The organism is Glaciecola sp. G7-5 (genome assembly GCF_055808975.1).
The window spans coordinates 3773332-3786188 of record NZ_CM147892.1; the positions used below are offsets into that span (position 1 = coordinate 3773332).

General features: G+C 41.9%; 10 protein-coding genes and 1 pseudogene. 6 read left to right on the plus strand and 5 right to left on the minus strand.

Going from position 1 to position 12857, the window contains the following annotated elements; genetic code table 11:
- The first annotated feature begins 44 nt into the window (after window positions 1–44).
- The 3 genes and pseudogenes from AC0L6H_RS16630 (at window position 45) to AC0L6H_RS16640 (ending at window position 3783) form a co-directional block, all read left to right on the plus strand.
- Window positions 45–834, plus strand: a pseudogene (locus AC0L6H_RS16630) (enoyl-CoA hydratase/isomerase family protein).
- On the plus strand, window positions 827–2845 hold the full coding sequence (locus AC0L6H_RS16635) for an acetyl/propionyl/methylcrotonyl-CoA carboxylase subunit alpha (RefSeq protein ID WP_473390281.1): 2019 nt from the start codon (window positions 827–829) through the stop codon (window positions 2843–2845). Before AC0L6H_RS16630 ends, AC0L6H_RS16635 begins: the two are co-directional and overlap by 8 nt.
- A 26-nt stretch (window positions 2846–2871) precedes the next feature.
- Window positions 2872–3783 (plus strand): hydroxymethylglutaryl-CoA lyase, encoded by a 912-nt coding sequence (locus tag AC0L6H_RS16640; protein ID WP_473390283.1) that lies wholly within the window; start codon window positions 2872–2874, stop codon window positions 3781–3783.
- Between the two features lie 14 nt (window positions 3784–3797).
- Here the strand turns inward: AC0L6H_RS16640 and AC0L6H_RS16645 are convergent, their stop codons facing one another.
- On the minus strand, window positions 3798–5006 hold the full coding sequence (locus tag AC0L6H_RS16645) for a hypothetical protein (RefSeq protein WP_473390284.1): 1209 nt from the start codon (window positions 5004–5006) through the stop codon (window positions 3798–3800).
- 164 nt (window positions 5007–5170) lie between these two features.
- On the opposite strand from AC0L6H_RS16645, the gene glgC reads away from it, so the two are divergent.
- Window positions 5171–6433, plus strand: coding sequence for a glucose-1-phosphate adenylyltransferase (glgC, locus tag AC0L6H_RS16650; protein WP_473390286.1), 1263 nt, complete (start codon window positions 5171–5173; stop codon window positions 6431–6433).
- A gap of 9 nt (window positions 6434–6442) precedes the next feature.
- On the opposite strand, the gene AC0L6H_RS16655 is transcribed toward glgC, so the two are convergent.
- Both AC0L6H_RS16655 and AC0L6H_RS16660 read right to left on the minus strand, forming a co-directional pair.
- Window positions 6443–7255 carry an alpha/beta fold hydrolase gene (locus tag AC0L6H_RS16655; protein ID WP_473390287.1) on the minus strand — a complete coding sequence of 271 codons (813 nt, stop codon included), beginning with the start codon at window positions 7253–7255 and terminating at the stop codon, window positions 6443–6445.
- Window positions 7256–7262: 7 nt separating this feature from the next.
- Window positions 7263–8348, minus strand: a complete 1086-nt coding sequence (locus AC0L6H_RS16660; protein ID WP_473390289.1) for an AraC family transcriptional regulator — start codon at window positions 8346–8348, stop codon at window positions 7263–7265.
- Between the two features lie 75 nt (window positions 8349–8423).
- On the opposite strand from AC0L6H_RS16660, the gene AC0L6H_RS16665 reads away from it, so the two are divergent.
- Window positions 8424–9581, plus strand: a complete 1158-nt coding sequence (locus tag AC0L6H_RS16665) for an alkane 1-monooxygenase (protein ID WP_473390290.1) — start codon at window positions 8424–8426, stop codon at window positions 9579–9581.
- 82 nt (window positions 9582–9663) lie between these two features.
- On the opposite strand, the gene AC0L6H_RS16670 is transcribed toward AC0L6H_RS16665, so the two are convergent.
- Complete coding sequence (locus AC0L6H_RS16670; RefSeq protein ID WP_473390291.1) at window positions 9664–10977, minus strand: spinster family MFS transporter; 1314 nt, start codon at window positions 10975–10977, stop codon at window positions 9664–9666.
- Window positions 10978–11150: 173 nt separating this feature from the next.
- Here AC0L6H_RS16670 and AC0L6H_RS16675 point away from each other — a divergent pair, with 173 nt between their 5' ends.
- Window positions 11151–11954 carry an acyl-CoA thioesterase gene (locus AC0L6H_RS16675; RefSeq protein WP_473390293.1) on the plus strand — a complete coding sequence of 268 codons (804 nt, stop codon included), beginning with the start codon at window positions 11151–11153 and terminating at the stop codon, window positions 11952–11954.
- A 23-nt stretch (window positions 11955–11977) separates the two neighbouring features.
- Here the strand turns inward: AC0L6H_RS16675 and AC0L6H_RS16680 are convergent, their stop codons facing one another.
- Window positions 11978–12829, minus strand: coding sequence for an HDOD domain-containing protein (locus tag AC0L6H_RS16680; protein WP_473390294.1), 852 nt, complete (start codon window positions 12827–12829; stop codon window positions 11978–11980).
- Window positions 12830–12857 lie beyond the last annotated feature (28 nt).

A 12857-nucleotide genomic window follows, 5' to 3' on the forward strand; every position in this document is an offset into this window, starting at 1 on the left:
TTAGGCGATATTTATGCCAACAAAAATTTAATGAGATTAGTGACATGAGCCAGGTAGAATTAAGTATAGAAAGTGCCATTGCAACGGTTACGCTTAACCGCCCCGAAGTGCATAATGCCTTTAACGAAGAGGTTATCTCTCGATTAATAGAATGCTTTGAAAGAATAGAGAACGACGATAGTGTTCGCGTCATGATATTGCAATCTACAGGGAAATCGTTCAGCGCTGGCGCCGATCTGAATTGGATGAAAAAAATGGCATCCTACAGCGAGGCAGAAAATTTAGCTGATGCGCAGCAATTAGCCCTAATGCTATCGAAACTTTACAATTTGCCTATACCGACTATTGCAAAAATTCAAGGAAGCGCATTTGGCGGCGCAGTAGGTTTAGTAGCTTGTTGTGATATCGCCATAGCAAGTCTAATGAGTAAATTTTGTTTGAGTGAAGTGAAACTCGGCTTAATTCCAGCAACGATATCACCCTATGTAATTAATGCAGTTGGCCCGCGTATTGCGAAACGCTTATTTATGACGGCAGATGTAATATCAGCGCGGCGTGCTAGGCGAATTGGCTTGGTGAGTGAAACCGTTAGCGAAGACCAACTTGACGCTGAGATCGCGAATATTGCTTCTAGTCTGTTAAAGAACGGACCTGTGGCAGTTTCATTAGCAAAAGCATTAGTTGATCAGGTCGCTTACCAGCCTATCAATGAGGCCTTACTACAATCTACAAGCAAACAGATAGCTGCTGTGCGCGTTTCTGCTGAAGGCCAAAGAAGGACTTAGTGCCTTTCTTGAAAAACGACCAGCCAATTGGATAGACACACATGATTAAAAAAATCCTTATCGCCAATCGCGGTGAAATTGCGTGCAGAGTAATGAAAAGTGCACGTAAACTCGGTATAGCAACGGTTGCTGTTTATTCACATGCTGATACCAACGCACAGCATGTAAAAATGGCCGACGAAGCAGTAAGCCTGGGCGAAGCTCCCGCGAGTAAAAGTTACCTAAATGGTGACCTCATTATTGAAAAAGCCAAAGCGCTTGGTGTTGACGCAGTACATCCAGGTTATGGATTTTTGTCGGAGAATGCGGATTTTGCTGACAAATGCCAGCAGAATAACATCATTTTCATAGGGCCAAAGTCAGCAGCCATTCGAGCTATGGGCTCAAAGTCTGCAGCCAAGACAATAATGGAAGCTGCCAAGGTGCCGCTAGTGCCTGGGTACCACGGAGATAATCAAGACGAAGCATTTTTGCATGAACAAGCGAATAGTATGGGCTATCCAGTATTGCTTAAAGCTGCGGCCGGTGGCGGCGGTAAAGGTATGCGCCAAGTATCCAAAGAGCAAGAGTTTACTGAAGCTTTGCATGCAGCCAAGCGAGAAGCAATGAACAGCTTTGGCGATGATATTATGCTGGTAGAGAAATATCTTACAGAACCTCGCCACGTCGAAATTCAAGTTTTTTGTGATAATCACGGCAATGGCGTGTATTTGTTTGAAAGAGACTGTTCTGTGCAGCGCCGACATCAAAAAATTATCGAAGAAGCGCCAGCGCCAGGCATGACTCAAGATCTTCGAAAACAAATGGGTGAAGCAGCTTTAAAAGCAGCATTTGCTATTGATTACACCGGTGCGGGCACAGTCGAGTTCTTACTCGATAAAGACGGCTCTTTTTACTTCATGGAAATGAACACTCGTCTTCAAGTAGAACATCCTGTAACCGAATTTATTACCGGTGAAGATTTAGTAGAGTGGCAAATAGCGGTTGCCAACAACCTTGTGTTACCAAAACAACAGAGCGAGTTGAGCATCAACGGACACGCCTTTGAAGCCCGGATTTATGCTGAGGACCCTGACAACGAATTCTTGCCATCCACAGGGCTTATAGAAGCTTTAATTGAACCTAAAACAAGCCAACACGTGCGCATTGATTCAGGCGTTGTTGCGCAAGACCAAGTGTCAATTTATTACGACCCAATGATCGCCAAGCTTGTAGTATGGGCTGAAACAAGAGACCAAGCACTAGCTTTGCTACTGCAGAGTCTAAAGCAATATATGATTTGCGGTGTAACCACAAACATTCCCTATCTAGTGAAAGTAGCAAATAGCGCCCCCTTTAGAGATGCCATTCTGACCACCGATTTTATTGAGCGCCATGCAAGTATAATTGCTGACACACCTAGCAACATAGGCAATGACGAAAACGAGCTTGATACAAACACAATCATTGCCATTTGTGCGATGTTAAGCGTGGAAAATGACCAGCCTGAAAACGGCAGTGGGCAAGGTACACACATTGTTGATTATCCTGGTTTTCGTTTAAATCATCATCGTAAGGAAACGCTAAACTTCAGCCTATTTGATAAAGAATACCAATATGTACAAAGCCATTTAAGTGAATCTACTTGGTCAGTGTGCATCAATCAACAAGATTACATTTACAGTGCTAGCAAAAGCGCAGGCAAATTGAAGGTTGAGACTGCCTCTCATATAGCGAGATATCAAATCTTTGAGAATAATGATACCGCATGGTTACTGGACCACACTGGTTTACTCAAAGTGAACAAGCCAATCCTCGATTTAGGTACCCAAGGTGAACAAGTTCATGCAGGTGACATCCTAGCGCCGATGAATGGCACCGTCGTTGCCATGAATGTAAAAGAAGGCCAAATTGTCGCTAAAAATGACCTATTGGTCATGGTAGAAGCGATGAAGATGGAACACAGTTTACGCGCTCCATTTGACGCAAAGGTAGCATCTTGTTTTGTTGATGCTGGTGACTTAGTCGATGGCGGTCAAGTACTTATAAGCTTAGTCGCCGAGACGGACGAAGAAAAATAGTATTCAATACCTATATTGAGAGAAATATGCACGAAAATTATCCTCAACAAGTGAATATCGTTGAAGTTGGTCCCAGAGATGGGCTTCAAAATGAAAAACAAGCTCTGAGTGTGACTGATAAAGTCGAATTAATCGATAGTCTAAGCACAACTGGGCTAAAACATATTGAATCAGGCAGTTTTGTGTCCCCTAAATGGGTCCCTCAAATGGCCAACTCGGATCAAGTCTTGGCCAACATTTCGCGTAAAAAAGGCATAATTTATAGTGCATTGACACCTAACTTGAAAGGCTATGAAGGAGCAAAAGCGGCTAAGGCTGACACCGTGGCTATTTTTGCAAGTGCGTCTGAAGCCTTTTCAATGAAAAACATCAATTGTGATATCGCGACTAGCATTGAACGCTTTAGTGACGTAATTGCTCAAGCACACAAAGACGATATTCCTGTACGTGGTTATGTATCTTGTGTTTTAGGCTGTCCATATGAAGGTGAAGTATCGCCGCAAGCGGTACTAGAGGTCAGCCAAACCTTACTGGACTTAGGCTGCTACGAAGTATCTCTTGGCGATACCATTGGTGTTGGCACTGCACTTAAAACCCAAAAGCTTTTAGCGTTATTGATGTCACAGATACCCAGTGATAAATTAGCTTTGCACTGCCACGACACCTACGGACAAGCATTAACAAACGTATTAATCGGGCTACAAGAAGGCGTTAGCACCTTTGATTCTTCTATTTCAGGGCTAGGTGGATGCCCATATGCAGCTGGCGCTTCAGGCAATTTAGCAACAGAAGACTTAGTTTATATGCTAAACAATATGGGCATAGCAACGGGCATAGACTTAGCTAAACTGGTAAAAGTTGGCGATAAGATAAGTACTCGCCTAAATCGTAGCAGTCAGTCCAAAGTAGGACTTGCATTAATGAGTCAATGTCGTTAACACATTGACTCGGTTTACTTTTCTTTTTTTACTTTAACGCTGTACGCCAAGCCGAGTACAAGGGCTACGAACATCACGAAAAGCGATATATTTACGCTGTAAAAAGATAGAAATGAATACAACAAGCCCGCTGTTAAAATAAATACGCCAACAACCGTGTTGCTAGTGGCCACAAATTGGGTCCGCTCATGTCCATTGGCGATGTCTACAATATATATTTTCCTACCTGTTCTCACGCCGTTGTGCCCTACGCCCAAGAGAAAAAATAAAGTAATAATTATCCACGACTCATCCAACAGTTCACTAAAACCTAGACTAACGATGATCAAACTGGCAGCAGCAATAATTGCGATAGCCGCGCCCACCCGCATACAGTGTAAGGCGCTTCTATCAGCTAGCTTACCCCAAATATAAGAAGTCAAGGTACCGGCGAGAGCCTGGGAAATAATCAAAAATGACAATATAGAAATAGCGCCACCGCTATAAGCTAAAGTGAACAGTGGAGCAAGTAACGCAGAATGCGATAATAAGCTTCGCATGACAATAAAATCTCTTAATGATTTATCTTTTAGAATCATGGTAAAAAGCGCCGGGCCGTTCTTGTCTTCGTTGCTCTTCTCGTCTGGCGCATCGACACAGGTCTTTAAAGGCCACAAAATAAAAATACAAAAACACTGTGCAGCCAATGCAAGTGCGGCAATTGCGAGCAACTTGTCACTCCCCATCTGGTTGCCAATGCTATCAATGTACCAAGCCGTGAAAGCGACGAACATGGCAATAAAACTAGAAATACTAGAGGCCGCGCCCACTAAACGCCCTCTTGCGCCTTTTTCTATATGTACTCCTTGAATGTCTTTCATGGTTAAGGAACATAAAGCACGACTAATACTCCATAGCGCCAAGCATAATACGATCACCACACCCGCTAGCATCCCTGATAAAAAGAAACCCGCTAATAACATCAAAAGGCTGCACAGCAATTGAGAAAACGCACCTAATCGCCACGCTCTGTGACGGTGCGGATAACGGCTAAGAAGCGATGCAAACAAAATTTGAGGAAGAAGCGCACCTGATTCACGTATCGGGACAAGCAAAGAAGTCAAAAACACAGGGGCACCAGCAAGATTTAATAAAGCCGGTAAGGTTGTTTTCGGAGATAAAAGTAAATCACTTACTTTGCTGGCAATTGAAGAAAGACCGATGCGTCTTGGGTTATTTATCACGTTTGTTCTCTTGATACTTTGGCTTATTATTACTGTCAATTTTTAGAAAAGGTTTTGATTTATATCAAGCAATACATGAAATCGCGACTTAAGTAGTTATTGCTCTATAGAAAAAAGTGACTTAGTATGGAGATACGTTAATAAGAAGTTAATGAAAATAAATTATGGAAAAACCTAATAATCGTTATATTAGTAATCTTACACGTGACACATACGCATTAGTCCTTGCCGGTGGAAGAGGTTCGAGACTGTATGAACTGACCAACTGGCGAGCGAAACCAGGCTTATATTTTGGCGGTAAATTTAGAATCATCGATTTTCCTCTCTCAAACTGCATCAACTCTGGCATTCGTAATATAGGCGTACTTACGCAATACAAATCTCATAGTCTTATTAGACATCTCGTGCGCGGATGGGGACATTTTAAGAAAGAATTAGGCGAGTCGGTCGAAGTACTGCCTGCCTCACAACGTTTTTCGGAAGACTGGTACCAAGGCACCGCTGACGCGGTTTATCAAAACATTGATATCATACGTGACGAGTTACCCAAGTATGTCATGATTTTGTCGGGCGACCACATTTACAAAATGGACTATGGCCCCATGTTGGCGCAACACGTTGAATCGGGTGCCAGAATGACAGTAAGTTGTATGTCAGTGCCCATCGAACAAGCCAGGGGCGCCTTTGGCGTAATTGGGGTTGACGAGAATAATCAGGTGACTGGTTTTATCGAAAAGCCCAGCGATCCTGCGCCATTGCTTGATGACCCTAATTCCTGCCTAGCTTCTATGGGAAATTACGTATTTGATACTGAATTTCTATTTGAACAACTAGAACTTGATTCTAAAAATGAAAATTCCGACCATGATTTTGGGAAAGATATTATCCCGAGCATCATCGACAATCACCGAGTATGTGCCTTTGACTTTATGAAAAGTGCCAAAAATGACTCTTACTGGCGTGATGTAGGGACTCTAGATAGTTTTTGGGAAGCAAATATGGAGTTAGTGGCGCCTATTCCTGAACTAAACCTCTACGATAAATTATGGCCAATTTGGACTTATCAAGAGCAACTTCCCCCTGCTAAATTTGTATGGGAACAAGATGACCGACGTGGTGAAGCACTCAATTCACTTGTTTCGGGTGGTTGTATTATATCTGGGGCAACTGTGCGCCGAAGCGTATGCTTTTCTAATGTCAAAGTCATGTCTTACTCTAGCGTAGAAGAATCAGTGTTGTTACCCGAGGTCGAGGTTGCGCAAAGCTGTATTATCAAAAAAGCGATTATTGATCGTGGCGCCATCGTGCCAGAAAATATGCACATTGGGGTAAATCACGATGATGACCGAGCACGTGGTTTCAGAGTATCTGAAAAAGGCGTAGTGCTAGTAACAAGAGAAATGCTCGCGGCACTTAAAAAGTCATAAATATGGGCTTTATTCTTGCAACGTCTTAATTGACTCTGCAATAAGCTCTGCCACTTCGAGTGGATATTCTAAGGGAAACATGTGTTTCCCTTTTTTACTTTCTATATGCCTGATATGCGGATTCGCTCGCAAAAAGGGCTTGCGCAATGTTGGTACACAAACATCGGTGTGCTTACCAGTAATGAGTACGCCTGGAATCTTAAGTTTACCTGCAAAACTAGGCAAATTATGCGGAATAGTGCGAAAAATATTTGCTTCAGTGTCAACATCAAAACTCAAATGTAGATGATCCTCATGTAATTTTGTGACCGATTTCACGTAGTCTTTTATGCAGTCAGGATCAAAATCTTTAAATAAAGCTTTCTTTGCAAAGTAATGATGTAAGTCATGTTCAGCATGCCACTTCCTATTCCTTAGCACGGTTATACCCGCAGGGGTGATTTTGTTGATCAAGCGATTGCCTTTTGCGAATCTAAAAATATAGCGAGCTAAACCCGTAATTAAAGGAGGGTCGAGCATGATAAGGCCGGAAAATAAATCTGGCCTTAAACAGGCACTCATGTAACTAACTACCGCGCCAAACGAATGCCCTACTGCCACCACTTTGTTGTGGCTTCCTTTGTTTTGTTCCACAAACTCAATCATCTCTGCTACTTGATTCTCCCAATTATCGTTTAACGGGTAGCGCGGATTGTGAGCCATTTTATCAATCGCAATAATCTCAAATTCATTGGGTAAATTATCAAATAGTTTCTTGTACGAACCCGCAGGAAAACCATTAGCATGTGCAAAATGAACTAAAGTACTTTGTGTTGTCGTCATACTTGCCCTATGTCTTATTGTTTGCGATAAATAGTGAAGGAGTGCAATTAAACCAGCGTTTAAAAGCGCGACGAAAATTAGCGATATCGACAAATCCCAAGGTACTTGCGGTTTGTGTCACTGAGTAGCCATAAATCAATAAACATTCTTTTGCGACCGCAGCTTGGTGCTCATCGAGCATCTTTTTGAAGTTTGTTCCTTCGTTTTTCAAGTATCTATGCAAACTTCTTGGACTCACGTTCAAAGACGAAGAAACATCTTCCAAACAAGGCCTAGAAGACTGATATTGCATCAAACATTGCTGTACTTTGCCACTAAAACTCGCATACTGCAGCCATTTTTCAAGTTCTTGTTCACATGCTTTTTCTGCTTGAATAAAGCTTAGTTTGTCGACGTTCGGTATTTTTAGGCGCAAACTTAGCTTATTAAAAGCAATACCACAGTAGCCATGGTTGAACTCAATATTTTTAACCGTTGAGTAATTATACTTTTCTACATAGCTAGGTGCTTCATAATCAAAAAATATTCTGGATATCGATAAACTCGGTACTGATTGCAAAAGAGCAGAAAAGATATTAAGCACGGCACCAGTAACAGCCTCAATCACAAAGCGGTGTAATTCATCCTGCCAATGCACGTCTTTCGCAAGGACAACAAGTTCATCCTCTATCTCCACTATACTAATTTCAATAAAAGGAATTCGAATGACTAAATAACGTTGCACAAACTTAATCATTTGTTCAATGCTTTCGCAATTTAGTAGCGCCAAACCAAAGGTTCCATGATGGGCAATTTGTAATTTTTTACCAACAGTCAGGCCCAAATGCGCCCTACTCTGATGAGAAAGCGCGACTTGCAATAGTTGGTCAAACTGTAAAGGGCTTATCTTAGTATCTGAAGAATATAAATTGGATTTAGTAATGCCCTGGACGGCTAACCAATCATCAATCGGGAAATCGAGATCTTGCAGTGCCTCTATTAAATGGCCTAAATAGTAAAGCGGGATATATTGCATCGTTGCAAGTTCATTACTCAGAATTGTTTGATAGCAAAATATACGTCTTTTTCTGCCAAATGGCAATAAATGACTCATTTTTGACACCACATGTGCTCACGCGATATTAAAAAAGCGCTCACAATGATCATATTGTCATAAGGAGTTCGTTGTATGTTGCACTACTTAAAATTTTTCCATTATTACTTCATTGTCTTACTTGCTTGCACCTGCTTATTGTTTGCTGATTATTTTATTTTAATCGGCTTTGCTGTGTTTGCAGGAATATATGTCATTGGTGATGCACTTTTAGGCGATGATTTAAGTACACCCACACTTTCTAACAAATCGGTCATTAATGTAATGCTGTACGGGTCTGTTCCCTTAAGCATCATTGTATTGAGCATAGCAGCGTGGCTAGTAAGCCCATATGAATGGCCAATCATGCAATCATTATCGCAATTTATTGCTTATGATTTTGCGCAGGCGAAAGCAAACACTAGCATGGTAGAACTAGGTGTCGCAGTTGTATTTTGTGGTCTAATGTTAAGTGGAATAACAACCGTTGTTGGTCACGAATTAGTCCACCGTGTTGGCAGTAAGCGGGATGTTTGTCTAGGTCGTTGGTTAATGAGCCTTACATTAGACGCAAACTTTTCTATTGAGCATGTTTATCATCACCATGCAAAAGTTGCGACGCTAGCCGATCCTGTTACCGCTCCGCGCGGCCGCAATGTCTACGCGCACATACTCTATGCAATAATGGGTACCAACGTCTCAGCGTGGAAAATAGAAAAGACGCGCCTTAGCCGAAAAAAATCTACTATATTTAGCCCACACAATAGAGTCATTAGAGGTTGGCTAATGTCAATTTTCTATCTGCTTGTTGTTGGTATTCTCGCAGGATGGCAAGCCACATTGTTTTTAGCCGCTATTGGTTTAACGGGAAAGTGTATTCTTGAGATAGTAAATTACATGGAACACTACGGGATCGTGCGAGATCCTCGTCAGCCAGTCAAACCCAAACACTCTTGGAATTCTAATCGAAAAATTTCAAATTGGGCAATGTTTAACCTGCCGAGGCATTCTCACCATCATGCCCAAGGCGCAGTACCTTTTGAAAAATTACAGCCAATGCCTGAAGCCCCGATGATGATAAGCGGTTATATTTCAACAATCGCGATTGCCCTAATCCCGCCGCTATGGTTTTCACTCATGAAGCCAAAATTAGCTTATTGGGATGCATACTTTGCCAATGCAGAAGAGTTGGCGATTTTAGAGAAACAAAAACAAGAGCGCAAGCAAGGTCCACTCGTTGCATTATTTTATTAATTAAGGCGGAAAAAAATAATAAGCCCACTTGTTTTATAGACAGTGGGCTTTTCATTGTAAGTAAATACTCGACCTAATTAGCTTATGCTTTTGCTTGGCGCGACTCCGCTTCTGCCCAATCTTTTTCTATCTTAGTTGAGGACCAATAAAACGTTAGAATAGATAATACATACGGCACCACTAAAAGCGTTAACGCGAGTTTAAGCCCCTGAGCCTCACCCATCGTTTCTGTAAACATTTGGCTTAAATAACCAACCAACGTCGGTCCTCCGCCTAAGGCTATAATATTTAGCACAAAGAAAAACAAAGCTGTAGACATGGCTCTGGCGTTCACTGGGGCAAGCGTTTGCGCAATAGCGAAACATGGGCCTAAGTACATACCACTGGTAAATAAGAGCACGGTAAGAAATGCAATCGAAAGCCAGCCATTGCCGACATAAAGCGATATCATAAAGCACGGCACCCCAATAATCATCGCATAGGTTGGCAATAGTGCATAACCCCGTCGATTTACGCTACCCCATTTATCTGCAATAACGCCACCTAACCAAACACCTAGCGCATACGCAGTACCATTCACAATACCAAAGGCTATTAATAGATGACCAATATTAATATCGCTATGAATACGAACATAAAAATCAATGATCCAGGTAGAAATCGCATAATTACCAAAAGACCCAAAGGAAATACCTAAACACATTCCCCACCATGTAGGTATTTTTAACAAGGTTTTTAGCGCTTGTGAAAAACGCATACTAGCCGTTGATCCGCTAGGGGCTATGGCACGAGTAGGATCCTTGACGGTCAACTTCATTAGGATAGCAAGCGCTATACCCGGCACGCCTACTGCAATCATTACTGAGCGCCAATCTGTTTGCCCGCCAGATAAAAAAAACGCCGCAGCAAAATAGGCAGCCATAATGCCAAATGGTATCCCTAAAGAATATATTGCTAAGGCTTTAGCACGTTCTGTAGGGTTATAAAGATCGGATATCATTGAGTGTGATGGTGGACTACCACCTGCCTCACCAATCCCCACGCCCACTCTCGCGATGGCTAATTGTGTAAAATTACTAGCAAAGCCAGAAAGCGCTGTAAATCCGCTCCAAACGGTAAGTGAAATAGTCACAATATTCACGCGACTGTAACGGTCGGCTAACCAAGCAATAGGAATACCCACCACCGTATACAGTAGCGCAAAGGCAAAGCCTTTCAATAAGCCTAAATGAAAATCACTCAAGCCCAAATCTTGTTTAATAAAAGGAGATAAAATTCCTAAGATCTGGCGATCAATAAAATTGAACGCGTATACTAAGGTAAGTATTAGTAGCACATATCGTCTATATGCGACCGAGGGTTCATTTGCGCTACTAATATCCTTATTTCTTTCCACAAGATTCTCACTTTTGTTTTTATTACAATGTCCCTCATTTGTTAATGAAATACAAATTTATGTGAATTATTTGTGAATATACAATTAACTAATGGACAAATGAGGCATATAGCACTTGCGCAAGCATCGTATTTAATCAACAATACAACTACTCCGACCAGATGAAAGTCCATATGCATATCGATCACTATTTAAATTTATGTAAGCAGCATGCCTCTCTTCCAAACCAGTCCTATACGCTTTCAAGCGAATGGTCACAAGGACGCACTGTATATGGCGGTATTTCAGCTGGCATGCTCTATTGTGCGGCTAAGTCTCACGTTGAATCTGGCCGCTTATTGCGCTCTATGTCCACCAATTTTGTCGGTCCATTATTAGCGAAAGCGGCATTTACGATATCCGTTGAAATTATTCGTAGTGGTAAAAATGTCAGCCAAATTCAAGCACGCGCCATTCAAGATGGCAAAGTGTGTGTCTTGAGTCAATTCTGTTTTGCTCAGGGAAGAAAGTCAAAAGTGGCAGTAGAAAACAATGAAAAGCACGATATGACAACGCCATCAAAAGCCAAATTCATTCCACAAATACCGAAGGTTACGCCAAAGTTTTTAAGACATTTTGACTTGTCCATCGAAGATGGTGGTCTGCCGTTTTTAGGAAGTAAGAAAAGCCACTACTTTGGTTGGATGCGCTACACGTCGCCACCTGAAATAATGTCAGAAGCCCATCTCATAAGTATAATAGACGCGTGGCCACCTACCGTTTTGCAAATGTTAAGACTGCCCGCGCCGGCGAGCACTGTCAGTTGGAACCTAGAATTGGTCTATCCGCACAAAGAAATTTTACCCACTGATTGGTTTGCTTACAAAGCACACACTCGTCAAGCGGCCGATGGTTATGGTCATACCGAAGCCAGTGTATGGGATGCACATGGTGAGCTCGTCGCTATTAGTCGACAGACGGTGGCCGTTTTTGACTAGCATGTTTATACTTAGATTAAAGCCTATGAGTGCGCTGGCTCAGATGACAGCATATTGAAAATGCTTGCTAAAGACTCATATTCTTCATGACACGCTTCTTCAACTTTCTCTAAGTCCTCATAGTCTAGTTGCAAACTAGTGTATAAAAACTCTGGAATATGGGCATCTGGCGTATAGTAGTCCGGATAAGTATTAACCACGGCAAGTGCATATGCCAACTGCATTATTTGTGACTCAATGGTTACCGCAGGAGCGTCATCGTGATGTTGCATCGCGATAGTTGATACCAATGCGTCAGGGATTAACCACTGTTGCAATAGCGACGCTGATACTTCTGCGTAAGAAAAGCCCAATACACTTTCTTGGCTCTGACGAGGCAGTACATCAACCTTCAAATGACTACACAAGCGCGCATGTTCGGGACTAACTCGCAGTACGGCAAGTTCACCAACATTATGTAGCAAACCGCTCGTATACAAACGCGCAACATCTTTTTCTTTGCAGCGCTTAGACAAATTTGCCCCATATAGGCCACATAAAATACTTTGCTTCCAAAAACTATTTACATCGATATATTTTTGATGCTCTTTCGTTAACATCTTACTCATTCCAAACGCTAGCGCAAATTCGTAAACAGATTTTGCACCTATCACCTGAATCGCTTTATCTAGCGATTCAATTTTACGTTCAAATCGAAAGATAGGGCTATTTGCATATTTTAATAAATGTACCGCTAAGCCAGGATCCGCAGACACGACTTTGGCAATATCTTTCATAGTGGAATCATCGCTATCAAATAGGATACGAAGTTGATTTGCGGTGCTTGGCACGGCAAATAATTCATTTGCACGTTGTGCGTATTCAATTGCGTTCATATTCGGACTATTACTCCAATCATCTTTA